This window comes from Peribacillus sp. NPDC097284 (assembly GCF_044761765.1).
Taxonomy (GTDB): domain Bacteria; phylum Bacillota; class Bacilli; order Bacillales; family DSM-1321; genus Peribacillus.
On record NZ_JBIWCZ010000011.1, the window covers coordinates 1 to 18,581 of the forward strand.

At 40.0% G+C, this 18,581-nt stretch carries 15 protein-coding genes; 7 read left to right on the forward strand and 8 right to left on the reverse strand.

Annotated elements, in window-relative coordinates; all coding sequences use genetic code 11:
• Positions 1–312 precede the first annotated feature (312 nt).
• The 8 genes from ACIQXU_RS16740 to dnaA form a co-directional block, all read right to left on the reverse strand.
• Positions 313–1,308, reverse strand: a complete 996-nt coding sequence (locus ACIQXU_RS16740; protein WP_402991093.1) for an HD-GYP domain-containing protein — start codon at positions 1,306–1,308, stop codon at positions 313–315.
• Positions 1,309–1,586: 278 nt separating this feature from the next.
• Entirely contained in the window at positions 1,587–4,166 is a 2,580-nt protein-coding gene (gene gyrA, locus ACIQXU_RS16745) for a DNA gyrase subunit A (RefSeq protein ID WP_402991096.1), read from the reverse strand.
• Between the two features lie 95 nt (positions 4,167–4,261).
• Positions 4,262–6,187, reverse strand: coding sequence for a DNA topoisomerase (ATP-hydrolyzing) subunit B (gene gyrB, locus ACIQXU_RS16750; protein ID WP_402871286.1), 1,926 nt, complete (start codon positions 6,185–6,187; stop codon positions 4,262–4,264).
• A 73-nt stretch (positions 6,188–6,260) separates the two neighbouring features.
• Positions 6,261–6,512, reverse strand: coding sequence for an extracellular matrix regulator RemB (remB, locus tag ACIQXU_RS16755; RefSeq protein ID WP_402869910.1), 252 nt, complete (start codon positions 6,510–6,512; stop codon positions 6,261–6,263).
• Between the two features lie 12 nt (positions 6,513–6,524).
• Positions 6,525–7,643: a DNA replication/repair protein RecF gene (gene recF, locus ACIQXU_RS16760; RefSeq protein WP_402991098.1), complete on the reverse strand. Its 1,119-nt coding sequence runs from the start codon at positions 7,641–7,643 to the stop codon at positions 6,525–6,527.
• Positions 7,644–7,664: 21 nt separating this feature from the next.
• A complete protein-coding gene (yaaA, locus tag ACIQXU_RS16765) occupies positions 7,665–7,877 on the reverse strand; it encodes a S4 domain-containing protein YaaA (protein ID WP_402991101.1) in 213 nt (70 codons plus the stop codon).
• Between the two features lie 212 nt (positions 7,878–8,089).
• Positions 8,090–9,226: a DNA polymerase III subunit beta gene (dnaN, locus tag ACIQXU_RS16770; protein ID WP_402869915.1), complete on the reverse strand. Its 1,137-nt coding sequence runs from the start codon at positions 9,224–9,226 to the stop codon at positions 8,090–8,092.
• Positions 9,227–9,417: 191 nt separating this feature from the next.
• Positions 9,418–10,767 (reverse strand): chromosomal replication initiator protein DnaA, encoded by a 1,350-nt coding sequence (dnaA, locus tag ACIQXU_RS16775; protein WP_402869917.1) that lies wholly within the window; start codon positions 10,765–10,767, stop codon positions 9,418–9,420.
• A gap of 964 nt (positions 10,768–11,731) precedes the next feature.
• Between dnaA and rpmH the strand changes: the two genes are divergently transcribed.
• From rpmH to rsmG, 7 genes are all read left to right on the forward strand, one after another.
• Positions 11,732–11,866, forward strand: coding sequence for a 50S ribosomal protein L34 (gene rpmH / locus ACIQXU_RS16780; protein WP_402869919.1), 135 nt, complete (start codon positions 11,732–11,734; stop codon positions 11,864–11,866).
• An 81-nt stretch (positions 11,867–11,947) separates the two neighbouring features.
• Complete coding sequence (gene rnpA / locus ACIQXU_RS16785; RefSeq protein WP_402955098.1) at positions 11,948–12,301, forward strand: ribonuclease P protein component; 354 nt, start codon at positions 11,948–11,950, stop codon at positions 12,299–12,301.
• Positions 12,302–12,462: 161 nt separating this feature from the next.
• Positions 12,463–13,251 (forward strand): YidC family membrane integrase SpoIIIJ, encoded by a 789-nt coding sequence (spoIIIJ, locus tag ACIQXU_RS16790; RefSeq protein WP_402869925.1) that lies wholly within the window; start codon positions 12,463–12,465, stop codon positions 13,249–13,251.
• Positions 13,248–13,868 (forward strand): RNA-binding cell elongation regulator Jag/EloR, encoded by a 621-nt coding sequence (gene jag, locus ACIQXU_RS16795; RefSeq protein WP_402991105.1) that lies wholly within the window; start codon positions 13,248–13,250, stop codon positions 13,866–13,868. The genes spoIIIJ and jag overlap by 4 nt, the downstream gene beginning before the upstream one ends.
• A 376-nt stretch (positions 13,869–14,244) precedes the next feature.
• Positions 14,245–15,630, forward strand: coding sequence for a tRNA uridine-5-carboxymethylaminomethyl(34) synthesis GTPase MnmE (gene mnmE / locus ACIQXU_RS16800; protein WP_402869932.1), 1,386 nt, complete (start codon positions 14,245–14,247; stop codon positions 15,628–15,630).
• 21 nt (positions 15,631–15,651) lie between these two features.
• Entirely contained in the window at positions 15,652–17,538 is a 1,887-nt protein-coding gene (gene mnmG, locus ACIQXU_RS16805) for a tRNA uridine-5-carboxymethylaminomethyl(34) synthesis enzyme MnmG (RefSeq protein ID WP_402991108.1), read from the forward strand.
• 31 nt (positions 17,539–17,569) lie between these two features.
• Positions 17,570–18,286, forward strand: a complete 717-nt coding sequence (gene rsmG / locus ACIQXU_RS16810) for a 16S rRNA (guanine(527)-N(7))-methyltransferase RsmG (protein WP_402869937.1) — start codon at positions 17,570–17,572, stop codon at positions 18,284–18,286.
• The last annotated feature ends 295 nt before the right edge of the window (positions 18,287–18,581 follow it).

The following is an 18,581-nucleotide window of genomic DNA, read 5'->3' on the forward strand; positions in this document are numbered from 1 at the left end:
GAAATGTTTGACTTGCTCATTTTGCTTTTTTATAGTGTGTGCTCACTCAAAATTTACGTTGGCGCTTTGTTTTGTTCAGTTTTCAAAGAGCAATTATTCAATCGCCCTGAAGCGACTTTAACAATATATCAAATATATTGTTTGTTGTCAACAACTTTTTATTAACTCGCTGTCGACTTAATTAGTATATCTATTATCGCTACTAATTGCAAGTGTTATTTTAAAATAAAATAAAATGACCAATAGGTTCACCTTGAATCGTCACCCTTTTATAAGGAGGCTTACTAATTAATCTAGTAAGCTACCCATAAATTATAGGATTTCCTCTATATATATTTCCCTATTGGATCCCAAATCAATTATATCACCATTATCATATAAACGAACCAGTGGCCTAGTTTGTGAATTAGCATTTATGAACATGATCTCAGCTATGGAACCATCATTTAATTTGACTTTGGTCCCAACCGCAAAACTGGAGAAGTAAGCTAAAAGCGCTTGAACGACCGTAATGTCAAATTGGCCAAAACTATCATGGAGAATCATTTCCACTACTTTGAACGACGGCTGTTTCTTTCTATAGACTCTTTCGGATGTCATTGCATGAAAAACATCCGCCACTGCTATTATTTTCGAGAATAGATGCATGGTTTTCGCTCTCATCTTGTGAGGATACCCGCTCCCATCCACCCTCCCGTGATGCTCTAGTACTGCTAGCTTCACGCTATCCGTAATGATTGAACTATCTTTAATCATTTGATAACTGAAAATGGGGTGATTCTGGACCTCTTCATTCTCTTCCAAAGACAAGCTTGTGGCTTTATTGAAAATGCTGGGGGGGAGTTTGGCCATCCCACAGTCAGCCAAGCACCCACCAAGAGCTACTTGGTAGATATCAGCTAACTCACATTTCATTTTAAACGCGATGAGTGCTCCTATTAAGCCAGTTGATATAGCATGGTGATAGATATAATCTTCTTTATTGCTGTAATGATGAAGCTTCAGGATAGCACTCGGTTCTTCCAATGCTTTAACCACTAGAGGGATAAGAGGCGACCGAATGATGGACACTTCGACTTTACTACCTGCCTGCCAATTTTTAAAAAGCTGCTTATAGGTTTGGACAGTTTTTAAATAGTGGGTGATGAAGTCGGAGGAATCTTCTGTATCGTCTAGTTCCTTATCAATGATTTCCTTCGGGATAAATCTTTCTCCGTCAATCAACATCTTTTCAACACTAACTTCTTGTATTAAGAAGACTTTCAAGACTTCTATCAATTCAGAAGTCAATATCGTTTTCTTATTCATGATAGGGTGGCCCATGTATCCCTTAATATCTTTTGAAAGTATGCAACCTTCTACTAAAAAGTCGGTTTTCACCAGCAAAACTGTTCACCTCTGTAACAGTTATTTAACACAGACTATTTTACTAGAAAATTATGGAGATATCCATCTTTTTTATGATAAATTACCTATTAATCATTCAATGATTCAAAAAATAAGTTAGGTATTTATAACCACATTGGTGTATGTACAACAAAAAAAGGCCCAGCTAAATTAGCCTGGGTCCCCTTTGCTACACCTTTTTATTCTTCCGTATCTGTATCTGTATCTACATCTATTTCAGTTTCATCGTTCACTGCAGTTTCACCAGCGTCTTGAACTGACTCCTCAACAGGAGCATCTTCATCGATGCCTTCTACTGGTTCAAGAAGTTCTTCTTCTTCCTCTTCACGTCCAACGATAGCCACAGTCGAAACATATTCATTTTCCGAAGACTCAAGACGGATGAGCTTAACACCCTGTGTATTACGACCTGTCTTAGAAATTCCTTCAACTTCCATTCGGATCAATACACCGGCAGCTGTAATCAGCATCAAGTCTTCTTCTTCCCCTGTAACGGTTTTCACGGCAACAAGCTCACCGTTTTTCTCTGTGACATTACAAGTTTTGATACCTTTACCACCACGGCTTTGGATACGGTATTCCTCAGCGTTTGTCCGCTTTCCATAACCATTTTTCGTAACAATCAGTACTTCTTCATCTTCTTCCAAAATCTCCATGCCGATTACTTCATCGGAGGCTCTTAAGGAAATTCCTTTTACCCCAGCAGCTGTACGTCCCATTGTACGGACATCGGTTTCTGGGAAACGAATCATCATTCCCGCTTTAGTACCGATGATAATTTGCTTTTCGCCATTCGTGAGTCGAACCGAAATCAGTTCATCATCTTCACGGAGACCTACAGCTATCAATCCATTATTTCGGATATTAGCGAAGGATGACAACGGTGTACGCTTAGATATACCGTGTCTTGTTGTGAAGAACAAGTACCAATCATTAGTGAATTCCCTCACTGGAATGATTGCATTGACCCATTCTCCTTTATCAACTTCTAACAGATTGATAAGAGGGAGCCCTTTTGCTGTCCGTCCATATTCAGGTATTTCATATCCTTTAGAACGATAGACTTTCCCTTTATTGGTGAAGAATAATAATGTATCGTGAGTCGATGTCGTTAACAGATGATCGACAAAGTCGTCAGCATTTGTACCCATACCTTGTATGCCTCGCCCTCCACGTTTTTGACTACGATACGTAGTGGCAGGTAACCGTTTGATATATCCATTATGCGTTAGGGTCACGATAATATTTTCTTCAGGGATTAAATCCTCATCTTCCAGACTTTCAAAACCTACTAATGTAATTTCAGTTCTCCTCTTATCATTGAAACGCTCTTTTATTTCTAGAAGCTCTTCACGAATGATTTCAAGAACCTTCTCTTCATTGGCCAAGACCGCTTTGAATTCTGCGATCAATGCCATCAAGGCTTGATACTCTTCTTCAATTTTTTCTCGTTCCAAACCAGTTAAGCGTTGTAAACGCATATCCAAAATAGCTTGGGCTTGCTTTTCTGAAAGCGAGAATTGAGTCATTAACCCTTCTCTAGCTATTTCAGTAGTCTGTGAACCACGTATTAATGCAATGACTGCATCCAAATTATCAAGTGCTACTCGTAATCCCTCTAGTATATGGGCCCGAGCTTCCGCTTTACGCAGTTCAAATTCCGTTCTACGACGAATGACAATCTTTTGATGTTCCAAGTAATGATACAGGCATTCCTTCAAGTTCAAGACCTTAGGCTGCCCGTTTACCAAAGCAAGCAGGTTAATTCCAAAAGTCGTTTGCATGGCAGTATGTTTGTATAAATTATTTAGGAGGACATTCGCATTTACGTCTTTCCTAAGCTCCATGACAATTCTCATACCGTTACGATCCGACTCATCCCGTAGATCGGTTATGCCTTCAATCCTCTTATCCCGAGCAAGCTCGGCAATTTTTTCTATCAATCTTGCCTTGTTCACTTGATAAGGGATTTCCTTAACGATAATGACTTGTTTACCATTGGCTTTCTCTTCGATTTCAACTCTAGCACGTTGAATGATTGAACCTTTTCCTGTTTCATAGGCTTTCCTGATACCACTCCGGCCTAATATAAGCCCTGCAGTCGGGAAATCGGGTCCAGGAATGTGTTCCATCAACTCTGGAATCGTAATTTCTGGATTTTTACTTAATGCCAATACGCCATCAATTACCTCACCTAATTGGTGAGGAGGGATATTGGTTGCCATTCCGACAGCTATCCCTGAAGAACCATTCACTAATAAGTTTGGGAAACGAGCCGGCATAACAGCAGGCTCTCTTTCCGAACCATCATAGTTATCTTGGAAGCTAACTGTATCTTTGTTTAAATCACGAAGCAATTCCATCGATATTTTCGACATCCTTGCTTCCGTATACCTCATTGCAGCCGCTTGGTCACCATCGACAGATCCGAAGTTCCCATGACCGTCGACAAGCATATAACGATAGTTAAAGGGCTGCGCCATCCGGACCATCGTTTCATACACAGCAGAATCACCATGAGGATGATACTTACCGATTACTTCACCTACAATACGGGCTGATTTTTTAAATGGTTTATCCGACGTCATCCCAAGATCATTCATTGCATAAAGAATTCTCCGGTGCACCGGTTTCAAGCCATCCCTTACATCAGGCAAAGCCCGAGCTACAATAACACTCATGGCATAATCTAAAAAGGACGTCCGCATTTCCTTGCTTATATTTATCTCTTGCACACCTGATCTTTCTATTTCTGACATGGAGCCAACCTCCTTTATAAAGCTTATACTTTCATTTTTGGATCGGGTCGTGAACTATGTAAAGAACAGGATATAAGATCATCCTGTTAAACAAATTAAATATCTAGATTTTTTACATAAATCGCGTTTTCTTCAATGAAATTTCGACGTGGTTCAACCTTATCCCCCATGAGCATCTCGAACGTTTCATCCGCTTCAACAGCATCTTTTAAACTAACCTGAAGCAACGTTCTCGTGTCAGGGCTCATGGTCGTATCCCATAGTTGTTCTGGATTCATTTCCCCCAGCCCTTTATAGCGCTGTAGGTTAGGCTTCGGTGTGCTTGGAAGGCTTGCCATTATTGTTTCAAGCTCCCGGTCATTATAGGCATAATCCACCTTTTTCCCCTGTTGAATCTTGAAAAGAGGTGGCTGGGCGATATAGATATAACCATATTCGATGATTTTTCTCATATAGCGGTAGAAGAATGTCAGCATCAACGTTCTAATATGGGCACCATCTACATCCGCATCGGTCATGATGACAATTTTATGATATCTTGCCTTTTCAATATTGAATTCATCGCCAATACCCGTTCCAAGTGCAGTAATAATCGTACCAATCTCCTCATTATGAAGAATTCGATCCAATCGCGCTTTTTCAACGTTTAAAATTTTACCACGTAGTGGCAAAATAGCTTGGAAGTGGCGGTCACGGCCTTGTTTGGCAGATCCTCCGGCAGAGTTTCCTTCCACGATGTACAATTCGCTGATACTAGGATCCTTGGACGAACAATCCGCCAGTTTACCCGGTAGATTGGAGACTTCCAATGCACTTTTTCTTCTTGTTAACTCACGTGCTTTCTTGGCAGCCATTCTTGCCCTTGCAGCCATAAGCCCTTTATCTATGATTTTTCTGGCGACTGCAGGGTTTTCGTATAAGAAGGAATCCAACCTTTCGGAAAGAATGGAATCCGTTACAGTCCTGACTTCAGAGTTCCCCAGTTTTGTTTTCGTTTGCCCTTCGAATTGGGGCTCAGGGTGCTTAATCGATATGATTGCGGTTAATCCTTCACGCACATCTTCACCAGAGAAATTATTATCCGCTTCCTTCAAAAGTCCGTTTTTCCTAGCGTAATCATTGATTACGCGGGTCAACGCAGTCTTGAAACCTGATTCATGCGTACCGCCTTCATAGGTATGAATATTATTGGCAAAAGAAAAAAGGTTACTAATATAGCTATCATTGTATTGAAGAGCTAACTCGATAGAAATGCCATCTTTTTCGCCTTCCATGAAAATGGGTTCTTCATGGAGTACTTCTTTAGAACGGTTCAAATGCTCTACATATGACTTAATTCCACCTTCATAGTGGAATTCCTTGATTTTTTCCTCTTCTTCACGCTTATCTTCAATGATCAGCTTCAATCCTTTATTTAGGAAAGCGAGCTCTCGGATACGAGTTGCCAGCGTATCAAAATCATATTCTATGGATTCCGTGAATATTTCCTTATCCGGAACAAAGTGGACCGTTGTACCCGTATGGTCAGTTTCTCCGATAACCTTTAGGTCCTCTTTAGGTACACCACGATTAAATTGTTGATAGTGTATTTTTCCGTCACGATGAACAAATACTTCTAACACTGTCGATAGGGCATTTACGACTGAGGCACCTACACCATGCAGACCTCCGGAAACCTTATAGCCTCCGCCGCCGAACTTCCCGCCAGCATGAAGTACAGTCATGATTACTTCTACTGCAGGACGACCCATTTTTTCATGTATACCCACTGGTATACCACGACCATTATCGACAACAGTAATACTGTTGTCCTTTTCAATTGTCACTTTTATTTCATCACAAAAACCTGCTAGCGCTTCATCAATACTATTATCGACAATTTCCCAAACAAGATGGTGAAGTCCTTTTGCAGATGTGGTACCGATATACATGCCGGGACGCTTACGTACTGCTTCTAAGCCTTCTAAAACCTGTATCTGATTCTCATCGTATGCCTGAGCTTGTACTTCTTTTTGTTCCATTGTCATACGTATCCACCTACACTTTTCTTTTGGCATTTATCACTTTAAAGGATAACAATAATCTATAGAGCATTTATTCATCGATTAAGGAAGGTGACTGCAGCGAGCGTTTTTTCAGGGTGACCGAGGCAAGCGGTGAATAATAGACCTGCTTTTCTGTCACTACAATCGATTTAATCGAGTTTTTTGTTAAATGAGAGATCACATCTACCCTTTTCTCCAAGAATTCATCGATTATGGGAGAGGAGTGAAGCATCTTTTTATCTAAAATAGCTATGATATCATCCGTTTTCACAAGAATATCCTCACCAATATGGAGATACATGCTTTCACCTCGTTATTTAAGCTTTTTTATATTGCCTTGACTCACATAAAAGGTGGACGCTTCTCTGAGGGTTTGATGATCGATTCCATCGATAGAAGGTGTCGTCACAAACGTCTGCACTTTTCCTTGTATCGTATTTAGTAAATGAGTTTGACGATAATCGTCAAGTTCCGATAACACATCATCCAATAGTAAAATCGGATACTCACCGATTTCCTCATGAATCAATTCAATTTCAGCAAGTTTCAAAGATAACGCAGTCGTACGCTGCTGTCCCTGGGAACCATAGGTCTGGACATCACGGTCATTTACATAAAAAGTCAAATCATCCCGGTGAGGTCCTATCAAGGTTACGCCCCGCTCAATTTCTCTTGCCTTTATTTTATCAAATTTTTCTGTGTATACTTCTATTATTTTCGTCAAATTCATGGATTCTGATACATCAAGCGACGGCTTATATTGGATTTTCAATACTTCTAGATTCCTGGAGATCCCTGAATGAATCGGCTCTGCCCATTGCTGAAGCTTAGAAAGAAAGTGAAACCTTCTTTCGACAATTTTCGCTGCATACTGAATAATCTGGTCAGTTAATACATCAAGCATCGCCTCGTCCTTTTGTTTACGGGTCTGCAGAAGCTTTAAGTAATGATTTCTTTGTTGAAGTATTTTATGATATTGGCTCATATCATGAAGGTATACAGGAGAAACCTGGCCAATTTCCATATCTATAAAACGGCGTCTGACTTGAGGACTTCCCTTTACGAGATTCAAGTCCTCAGGAGCAAACATGACCACATTCATATTGCCGACATACTGACTTAATTTTCTCTGTTCAATATGGTTGCACTTCGCCTTTTTACCCTTTTTCGAAATGGTCAGCTCAAGTGGGATTGATGTATTTCTCTTTCTTACTCTGCCTTCTATTTTAGCATACTCTTCATCCCAGCGAATAAGTTCTTTGTCATTTGAGGTACGGTGGGATTTTGCCATTGCTAATACGAAAATGGATTCCATTACATTTGTTTTTCCTTGGGCATTTTCCCCAAGGATTACATTGACCTTATTTTCAAAGGTAAGGTCTAATTCGGTATAGTTGCGGTAGTTTTTCAAACTTATTTTTTCAATGTACATAATCCGCTCTTCCCTTATGTTTTAGCTTGTTATTGTGAAGGTGCCGAATTCAGGGATTTCGATTTTATCACCTGACCGTAACTTTCTGCCTCGTCTCACATCTAATTCGCCGTTGATGAAAACCTCATATTCGCTTAAAAACCATTTTGACATGCCGCCGCTTTGAATTAAATCAGCCAACTTCAAGAATTGTCCTAGCGTAATATATTCCGTGCTTATTTTTATTGAGTTCATTAGGTGCCTCACTCATTTCTAAGTAGTCTTTAATATTTTATTTTACTAAATAAATTGGATTAAGACAAAGTATAGCTTTTACTTATCCTTTATTTAACAGATTGTACCTTCTTTGCATAGGTTGCAGTCTTGGTTAATCCTTGTCTCCCCATACATTTGGGCTAAAAAATTAAAGACCCGGTAGCAGGTCTTTAATTTTGTGAAATATTATTTTAGTAAGTTCTTACTGGCAGGATTAATTGGAGCATTGATTCATCATGTAACGGTCGGATGACAAATGGACGCATAGCACCAGTAAAGTTTATTTTGATATCGGATCCTTCTAATGCCTTTAATGCATCCATGACAAATTTTGCACTGAAGGATATTTTCAAGTCTTCCCCTTCGATGGCTTCAGCTTGTACTTCCTCGCTCACTTTACCTATTTCTGGTGTATTGGAAGACACTTCGATGATGCGACCCTCTATGGTTGTAAGTTTAACCACATTATTTCTTCCCTCTCGAGCTAATAAAGATGCCCGATCAATCGCTTGCAGGAAGTCTTTTGTATGGACTGTCACATCCGTTTTGCTATCGGTTGGAATCAATCGGGAAGTGTCCGGGTAGTTTCCTTCAAGTAGACGTGAGAAGAACAATAGGTTTTCTGCTTTGAATAAGACTTGGTTATCCGTGATGACGATTTCTATAAGTTCATTCGTATCATCCAGAATCTTACTTAACTCGCTTAGGCTTTTCCCTGGAATGACGACACTATAAGCTCCGTTAATCTTGTTCTCAATTTTAGCTGTCCTCATGGCCAATCTATGGCTATCTGTTGCAATACAGGTTAATTCGTCATCCTGAACCTTCAAGTTTACACCTGTTAAGATAGGTCGTGTTTCTGAGGTGGACACTGCAAACCCGGTTTGACGAATCAGTGTTTTTAAAAGATCCGTTGGAAGTTTGAAGATATTTTCTTCTTCAATGATCGGTAAATGAGGATATTCTTCTGGATCTAATCCATTTAAGTTAAATTCAGCTTTACCAGACCGGATGATCGTTTGAAAATTATTTTGGACCTCGATTTCTACTGTATCCATCGGTAGTTTTTTGACGATTTCACTGAAAAAGCGTGCATTAAGGACAATTCCACCGCTGCTTTTAACTTCGACGATTTCATCACCATCTACTTCAGCTGGAATAAATGACTGTATGGAAATATCCGAGTCACTTCCTGTTAAGGTAACTCCTTCTGTTGTCACACTTATTTTTATCCCCGTTAAAATAGGAATCGTCGTTCTCGATGTGATAGCTTTCATTACTTCTTGGACACTATGAACTAATCGATCTCTTTGAATTACGAATCTCATGTTCCATCCTCCAATTTTAATTGCCTAAATGGCATATTTATTAATAATTTTATTTAAAAAAGATAGTAGTAATAGTAGTAGGGCTTGTGGATATGTGGATAACCCGGTTGAAGCTAAGATAAAACAGTCTATCCACATGTGGACAGACTGTGTGTAAGTAGTCATCAGTTATACACATTATCCAGAATCTATTATACCTTCAATTGATCCTGGATTTCCTTGACCTGACGTTGCAGCTGGGTATCCGTTTGCATAAGTTTCGAGATTTTTTCATGGGCATGGATGACGGTCGTATGGTCTCGCCCTCCGAATTCATCGCCTATTTTAGGGAGCGAAAAGTCGGTCATTTCCCGGGAGAGGTACATAGCAATCTGTCTTGGAAAAGCTACCGATTTAGTCCTCTTTTTCGCTTTGAAGTCCTCAAGTTTTACGCTGTAATGCTCACCGACCGTTTTTTGAATTTCCAAGATCGTGATTATTTTAGGTTTTGAGCTTGGAATGATGTCTTTCAAAGCCTCAGCAGCTAAATCAGCATTAATATCTTTATTGATCAGCGAAGAATAGGCGACAACACGAATAAGTGCACCTTCAAGCTCCCTGATGTTCGAATCGATTTGGTTGGCTATATAAAGCATTACTTCATTCGGAATATCGAGCCCTTCCGCCTTGGCCTTTTTACGTAAAATGGCAATCCTCGTTTCTAAGTCAGGTGGCGTAATATCCGTAATCAAGCCCCATTCAAAGCGGGAACGGAGACGATCTTCAAGTGTTGGAATCTCTTTGGGTGGACGATCACTCGAGATGACGATCTGTTTACTTTCTTCATGCAAGGCATTGAATGTATGGAAAAACTCTTCTTGAGTTTGTTCTTTTCCTGCTAGGAATTGAATATCATCAATTAATAAAACATCTACCGTACGATATCTATCACGAAATTCCCCGGCCTTATTATCCCGGATCGAATTGATGAATTCATTCGTGAATTTTTCAGAGGATAGATAAACGACTTTTGCCTTTGGATTATGCTCAAGTACGTAATGACCAATGGCATGCATTAAATGAGTCTTACCAAGCCCTACTCCTCCATATATAAACAACGGGTTATAGGCTTTGGCGGGTGCTTCTGCGACAGCGAGAGACGCAGCATGGGCAAAACGATTGCCGGAGCCAATGACAAACGTATCGAAGGTATTTTTCGAGTTAAGCATATGCTGTGGAAATGGATTGTTTTCCTTATCCTGTTTTTTTATCTTTTTAGGCTGAACGGGAGCGGAAAAGTCATCATCTTCCTGATTGGGCGGAATAATGAACTTCGCTTCCAATTCTTCGCCGGTCAGTTCGAATAAAACATCAGAAATAAGGTGAGAATAACGTTCCTCAAGCCAATCCCTAGCAAATTCATTGGGAGCGGTGACTGTTAAGATGTCACCTTGAAGTAAATAAGCTTTAGTTGATTTAAGCCAAGTTTCAAAGCTTGGTTTACTGATCTTTTTCTCAATTTTTCCGAGTGCCTGATTCCAGAGGCTATCGATGTTATCCAAACTTATCCCTCCTTTGCAAAATATTTTTCTATAAGTATTAAAAGGTCTAGGCACAAATAAACTCATCGATCGCTGTCTTAAAAAAATTTGGACAGCAAAAGTTCGGTGAGCTGTATAAGGGATGTTGGATGTCACTAAAAGGTGAGGTCCCTGGAACGATATCGCGCATTGTACAACCTTTGTATAAATAACATCTTGTAATAAGATGCAGGTCCGTATGTTTATTCATCAACAGGCATGTCTTGAAATATATAAATAAGAAGATAATAGGTTTTTCGACAATATCCACTGTTTGTGGACAGATTAATATTCACAGGTCGAATAAACTATCCACAAGTTATGCACAGTCTGTGGATAACCGTTATCTGTTGATAAAGTTATTCAGAGTGAAAACACAAATATAATATCAGAAATTTGGACGTCTTGCAATGGCTTAGTGAACTTTATCCACAACTCAAAGGGCCTGTGGGAAAAACTTTTCCACAGGCTTCTTTTTTGTGTAAAACTATACGAAATGGGCTGTGGATAGAAAAAAACATGTCGAATTTTATCCACAGATGGAGTGATGGCGTCGAATTCCTCTAAATTATTTTATTGATGGATGGATTTAAAACAGGTTGTATACTGATTCCCCATCACTGCATTTATGCCATTCAGGTGTCCCTAGTTCCTCTATAAAACGAAAGCGGAAGTTCACAAATGTTTTTGTCGATTTGTTATATGCATGGTAAAGTAGTATGAAGAGGGATCAATTAGGTTAAAATTCATGAAATGTACCCTCTGACCAAAAATTTCTATATCAGTTATAGGCAAAATCATTTACAATAGGCTAGGTAGTAAAAAACCCACTGGACATTAAGCAAAAAGTAAATATTTTTCTAGATGTAGTTGACAAGTAGAAAGCAACATCTATATAATTGTAAGGACTGTCTTTAACTGTTATTCCTCAGGGAGGTGTCATATAATGAAAAGAACTTATCAACCGAATAATCGCAAACATAGTAAAGTTCACGGTTTCCGTGCACGTATGAGCACGAAAAACGGACGTAACGTAATCGCTGCACGTCGCCGTAAAGGAAGAAAAGTACTATCTGCATAGACCACTGAAAAGTCTCAGTGGTTTTTTTTCGCTAAATAAAGGATTTACTGAGACTCAATTCATTCTAATGAAGGTGTAAAGATGAAAAAAAAGTTAAGGATAAAGAAAGAGGACGAATTCCAACTCGTTTTTAAAAAGGGAGAATCCTCTGCCAATCGACAATTCGTTATCTATGTCCTTCAAAAGCCCGAGCAGGAATATTTCCGCATAGGCCTCTCTGTCAGTAAGAAGATTGGGAATGCCGTTGTTCGGAATCAAATCAAAAGATACATACGGCAAGCATTTTTAGAATTGAAAGAGGATATAGAAGAGGGAAAAGACTATATTGTGATTGCTAGAAAACCAGCGGCAGAAATGGACTTTTCTCAAGTGAAAAGCAGTTTGATCCATGTCCTGAAGCGTTCTAAATCGCTAAATTTCAAAAAAATAAAATAAACCCTTAAAAACTCCTTTTTCGACATAGTTATTAATTATGCTTTGAAAAAATAGAATTTCATCGTTAAAAGTTGATAAGTGGGTGACTTTTCCTTGTAGTTCACTTGTGAACGGGTTACATTTATTCAAAAAGATTGATTGAAGTTAGGAGGAAAAAACGGTTGAAGAAACGAATATTACTCATCATTGGATTAGCTTCGATAATGATGTTGCTATCAGGATGTACGGAGATTAAAGAACCGATAACGGCAGATAGTGAAGGGTTCTGGAATTCATATATTGTCTATCCGTTATCATCCCTCATTATTTATATTTCTGAATTATTTGGCGGAAGCTACGGTTTGGGAATCATTGCGGTTACCTTAATCATACGCTTGATATTACTTCCACTTATGATTAAACAGGTGAAAAGTTCAAAAGCAATGCAAGCCATTCAACCAGAAATGAAAGAACTTCAAGCAAAATACAGCTCAAAAGACGCTGCCACACAACAAAAACTACAAAAAGAAACAATGGCGTTATTTTCAAAATATAATGTGAATCCATTGGCAGGATGTTTACCGATAGTGGTTCAAATGCCAATTTTGATTGGTTTTTATCATGCAATCAGCCGTACGCATGAGATTTCCCTGCATAGTTTTCTCTGGTTCGATTTAGGTTCTCCGGATCCTTATTATATCTTGCCGATCATAGCGGGTATTACAACTTTCATTCAGCAAAAGTTGTCAATGGCGGGAATGAACTCAAATCCGCAAATGGCGGCACAAATGACAATGATGCTTTACATCATGCCAGTCATGATTGTTATTTTTGCAATTAATTTTCCAGCTGCTCTTTCACTTTACTGGGTAGTGGGTAACCTTTTCGGCATCGTTCAAACATATTTCATCAAAGGTCCAGATCTTAGAAAAGCAGCTGCGGAAAACGCGGAGGGAGCAAAGAAAAAGTGAAAAAGATAACTGCTACAGGACAATCTGTCGAAGAAGCAGTCAATTCAGCTTTAGCTCAACTTAACAGCACAAGAGATCGCGTGGAAATTGAAATTGAGGATGAAGGAAAAAAAGGATTTTTGGGTTTGTTTGGGGCCAGGCAAGCAATCGTCCACGTGACATTGCCTGCTGATCCCGTTGAAGAATCCCTAAAGTTCCTGCAGGATATCACTCAAAAAATGGGAGTTAAGTCGGAAATCAGGGTTCAACGCCAGGGGAAGAACGTAACGTTCCATTTGTCAGGTGAAAAAATTGCCTTATTAATTGGTAAACGGGGTCAAACGTTAAATTCCCTTCAGTATTTAACACAATTGGTAGCCAATCGCTATTCGAAGCAGTTTTTGAATGTGATTGTAGATGCAGAGGATTATCGCAACCGTCGAACGGATACTTTAATCCAATTAGCTGAAAGAATGGCCAATAAATCCCTGAAAACTGGTAAAATTGTTGCATTGGAGCCGATGCCGTCATATGAACGGAAGGTAATACATAAGGCTCTGCTTCATTATCCGAAAATCAAGACGACTTCCAATGGTAGAGAACCATATCGCCATTTGGTCATCACTCCGGTTAAATAAACCTTCTGCTAATTAAGCGGAGGTTTTTTTTTTGCTTTATATAGAGGCGAACCGAAAGGAATGTCGACATTATCAAATGCTCCTTTAACTAAATCCTGATCACATATTATCCTTTCATTCCTCCCCTTCAATTTCTAAGGCTGACTCTTAAAAAAGGGACATGGAAAGAAAGTCAGGCTTTATTTGTTATTCACATGTGGATAAGTTAAAATGAAGGGTACAGAAATATAAGGTTTAAGGCATGTGGATAACTCTTGAAAGGAAGGAGTATCTACTTTTTTTCATGATTATACTGTGTTATTGTTGTAATTTAGGGATTCAAGATTTTTGTTTATCAAATAAATTAGAGAAACATTAATATACAAGAGGTGAAAGCATGGAATTCGATACAATCACCGCCATTTCAACTCCTTTAGGGGAAGGGGCAATTGCCATCGTAAGAATCAGCGGTGATGAGGCCATAGAAATAGCCGATAGAATATTTAAAGGACCAAGCGGTAAAAGTTTACGGAAAGTGGATTCACATACCATTCATTACGGGCACTTGGTTGTACCTAAAACTGGAGAAGTCATAGAAGAGGTTATGGTTTCTGTCATGAAAGGTCCTAAAACGTTTACGAGAGAAGATGTCGTTGAAATAAATTGTCATGGTGGAATCGTTTCGGTTAATCGGGTTTTACAGCTTATCCTCTCACAGGGAGCACGCTTAGCAGAGCCTGGTGAATTCACGAAACGAGCTTTTTTGAATGGGAGAATCGATCTCTCTCAGGCAGAAGCTGTCATGGATTTAATCCGAGCTAAAACGGATAAAGCGATGAATGTTGCGTTGGGTCAAATGGAAGGGCGGCTTTCGAAATTAATTCAAAAGCTGCGACACGAAATATTACAGACTCTCGCACAGGTCGAGGTGAATATAGATTACCCAGAATATGATGATGTTGAAGAAATGACACATCGATTGTTTTTGGAAAAGGGCAGTTATGTCAAGGCAGAGATTGAAAAACTTCTCAGGACGGCCCAGCAAGGAAAAATTTTGCGGGATGGCTTGGCGACGGTTATCATCGGGCGTCCGAATGTCGGAAAATCGTCTTTGCTAAACAGCTTAGTGCATGAAAATAAGGCAATCGTTACCGATGTCCCAGGGACAACTCGAGACGTTATTGAGGAGTATGTCAATGTGCGTGGGGTGCCGCTAAAACTTGTCGACACAGCTGGTATTCGTGAAACGGAAGATATCGTTGAGCGGATTGGTGTGGAACGCTCCCGGGCGGTATTAAAAGATGCGGACCTGATTTTACTCGTTTTAAATTACTCCGATGACTTTACGCCGGAAGATGAAAAGCTGTTCCAAGCAGTCGAAGGAATGGATGTCATCGTCATTATCAATAAAACGGACCTGCCACAGAAAATCAATATGGAGCAGGTTAAGGAAAAGGCAGCCGCACACAAAATAGTCACTACATCTTTACTGGAAGATGAAGGTGTCGATGAATTGGAAGAAGCGATTGCTTCTTTATTCTTCGAGGGCTCTTTGGAAGCGGGGGACATTACCTATGTTTCCAACGCCCGTCATATTGCGCTGCTCGGACAGGCCTTGCAATCGATCGAGGATTCCATGGAAGCAATCGAGATGGGAACGCCGATTGACTTAGTTCAGATCGATTTCACAAAGGCATGGGAATTACTTGGGGAAGTTATTGGTGAAAGTGTCCAGGATAATTTAATCAATCAATTGTTTTCACAATTTTGTCTAGGAAAGTAAGAGTAGAGGGAGGAAAATGATATGCAATATGAAGCAGGAAACTATGATGCCATCGTAGTTGGGGCAGGCCATGCAGGTAGTGAAGCGGGTCTTGCATCTGCTAGAGTCGGTGCCAAAACATTGATGATCACCATCAACTTAGATATGGTTGCCTTTATGCCATGCAACCCTTCTGTTGGAGGACCGGCAAAAGGGATTGTGGTCCGGGAAATTGATGCCTTAGGCGGCGAAATGGGTAAAAATATCGATAAAACGCACATTCAGATGAGAATGTTAAATACAGCGAAAGGTCCGGCCGTTCGTGCTTTACGTGCACAAGCAGATAAGTTTCTTTATCAGCAAGAAATGAAAAAGACGATAGAAGATGAGCCGAATTTAACGTTAATTCAAGGAATGGTTGAGGAATTGATTGTTGAAGATGGCGTTTGTAAAGGTGTCATCACAAAAACGGGTGCCATTTACCGTGCGAAAACTGTCGTTATTACGACTGGGACCTATTTACGGGGCGAAATCATTTTAGGGGAACTAAAATATTCAAGTGGTCCTAATAATCAGCAACCATCCATCAGGCTTTCCGAGCATTTGGAAGAGTTGGGCTTTGATTTGGTCCGGTTCAAAACGGGAACGCCTCCGCGCGTCAATAGTTCTTCTATTGATTACAGTAAAACGGAAATACAGCCGGGTGATGAAGTTCCACGTGCTTTTTCCTTTGAAACGACAAAATACATCACCGACCAATTGCCATGTTGGTTAACGTATACAAATGAAGGAACTCACCAGCTCATTGATGCGAATCTACACCGTTCCCCAATGTATTCTGGGATGATTAAAGGGACTGGCCCTCGTTACTGTCCATCGATAGAAGACAAAGTTGTACGCTTTAATGACAAGCCACGCCATCAGATATTCTTGGAACCGGAAGGGCGCAATACCAAAGAAGTATATGTACAAGGATTGTCTACGAGCCTTCCCGAGGATGTCCAAATTAGGATCCTTCAGACCATACCAGGTCTTGAAAAGGCTGAGATGATGCGTGCAGGATATGCGATTGAATATGATGCGATCGTGCCGACACAACTTTGGCCAACATTGGAAACGAAAAAAGTGAAAAACCTGTATACAGCAGGTCAAATCAATGGGACATCAGGTTATGAAGAAGCGGCGGGCCAAGGATTAATGGCTGGTATTAACGCTGGCTTGAAAGCATTGGGAAAAGAAGAACTGATTCTAAGCCGGTCAGATGCATATATTGGCGTTTTAATCGATGATCTTGTGACAAAAGGTACGAATGAGCCTTATCGCCTGCTGACTTCTCGTGCAGAATACCGCTTACTGTTACGTCATGATAATGCAGACTTACGCCTGACCGAAATCGGTTTTAAAATTGGAATGATCAAAGAAGAGCGATATAATCGTTTCCTTATAAAGAGAGAGGCCGTGGAGGCAGAACGAGAACGGTTGAAATCCACCTTCATTAAACCTACTCAAGAGGTGCAGGAGATTATCATCGCAAGTGGTGGGAGCGAACTAAAAGATGGGATTCGCGCTTCGGATTTATTGAAGCGGACAGAAATGGATTATTCCCACATTCAAAAGCTTGCTCCAAGTGATGTCGACCTAAGTGATGAAGTGAAGGAACAAGTCGAAATCCAGGTCAAGTATGAAGGATATATTGAAAAATCCTTACAGCAGGTTGACCGCCTCAAGAAAATGGAGAATAAAAAAATCCCAGAAAACATCGATTACGATGCAATCAATGGATTGGCTACGGAAGCTCGCCAAAAATTAAAACAGGTACACCCTCTATCCGTTGCCCAAGCTTCACGGATTTCAGGTGTGAACCCTGCTGATGTCTCTATTTTGCTAGTTTATTTAGAACAAGGAAAGATCGCTAGAATTTCTAAGTAAACGGAAATACCCGAAAAGGATTGAAGTAATCATGAATATTGAGCAATTCCAACAAGCACTGCAGGAGAAAGGCATTGAACTTTCTCCACGCCAGCTTGAGCAATTTGATATGTACTATCATTTATTGGTGGAATGGAACGAAAAGATGAACCTAACGGCCATAACCGATAAAGAAGAAGTCTATTTAAAGCATTTTTATGATTCGATCAGCGCAGCTTTTTACTTCGATTTCAACAAGCCTCATCGTATTTGCGATGTGGGTGCCGGAGCTGGTTTCCCGAGTATCCCTTTGAAGATCTGTTTCCCGGATATTCATGTATCAATCGTTGATTCTTTGAATAAGCGCATCTCTTTTTTAAACCATCTTGCTGACTCTTTACAATTGTCAGGCGTATCGTTTTATCATGACCGTGCCGAAACATTTGCTCAGAAACCGGAACATCGTGAAACCTATGATGTTGTTATGGCAAGAGCGGTGGCAAGAATGTCTGTTTTGAGCGAGCTATGTTTACCCCTTGTTAAAACGGATGGGACATTCATTGCGATGAAAGCGGCCAGTGCCCATGATGAGATGGATACAGGAAAAAAGGCAATCTTCACATTAGGTGGGAAAATTGAGGAAATCCACCCGTTCATATTGCCAGAAGAGAATAGTGAGCGAAATATCATTACGGTGAAAAAAGTGAAGAAGACTCCAAAAAAATATCCAAGAAAACCAGGTACACCGAATAAACAACCTATAGAATGACCGGTACGTGAATAGTCTGTTTATCACGATTCATACACGACTAGCACTTTACGATCCTTTCCTTTACTATAAATAATATAATTTCCATTTTATTTAATGTAAGCTGTCCCAGTGAACCAGTTTGGTGGGAAAAAGTTGGGGACTCTTAAATCGGCGGGGAAATAATCTTAGACAGGCGTCTACTATTAATAATAGCAAGACATTTAGGCTATGGAAATGCATTGGTGACGCCAGTCGACATGGTTATACAGCAATGGTCGATATGTATTTTCATGTCGGGAAATGTATGGAGGAC

What these genes read in the sequence shown, in the direction of transcription:
- remB (WP_402869910.1), bottom strand. Translation starts at nt 6,512, where the DNA reads ATGTATCTCCATATTGGTGAGGATATTCTTGTGAAAACGGATGATATC.
- yaaA (WP_402991101.1), bottom strand. Translation starts at nt 7,877, where the DNA reads ATGAACTCAATAAAAATAAGCACGGAATATATTACGCTAGGACAATTC.
- rpmH (WP_402869919.1), top strand. Translation starts at nt 11,732, where the DNA reads ATGAAAAGAACTTATCAACCGAATAATCGCAAACATAGTAAAGTTCAC.
- ACIQXU_RS16740 (WP_402991093.1), bottom strand. Translation starts at nt 1,308, where the DNA reads ATGAATAAGAAAACGATATTGACTTCTGAATTGATAGAAGTCTTGAAA.
- gyrB (WP_402871286.1), bottom strand. Translation starts at nt 6,187, where the DNA reads ATGGAACAAAAAGAAGTACAAGCTCAGGCATACGATGAGAATCAGATA.
- dnaN (WP_402869915.1), bottom strand. Translation starts at nt 9,226, where the DNA reads ATGAGATTCGTAATTCAAAGAGATCGATTAGTTCATAGTGTCCAAGAA.
- rsmG (WP_402869937.1), top strand. Translation starts at nt 17,570, where the DNA reads ATGAATATTGAGCAATTCCAACAAGCACTGCAGGAGAAAGGCATTGAA.
- recF (WP_402991098.1), bottom strand. Translation starts at nt 7,643, where the DNA reads ATGTACATTGAAAAAATAAGTTTGAAAAACTACCGCAACTATACCGAA.
- mnmG (WP_402991108.1), top strand. Translation starts at nt 15,652, where the DNA reads ATGCAATATGAAGCAGGAAACTATGATGCCATCGTAGTTGGGGCAGGC.
- mnmE (WP_402869932.1), top strand. Translation starts at nt 14,245, where the DNA reads ATGGAATTCGATACAATCACCGCCATTTCAACTCCTTTAGGGGAAGGG.
- rnpA (WP_402955098.1), top strand. Translation starts at nt 11,948, where the DNA reads ATGAAAAAAAAGTTAAGGATAAAGAAAGAGGACGAATTCCAACTCGTT.
- gyrA (WP_402991096.1), bottom strand. Translation starts at nt 4,166, where the DNA reads ATGTCAGAAATAGAAAGATCAGGTGTGCAAGAGATAAATATAAGCAAG.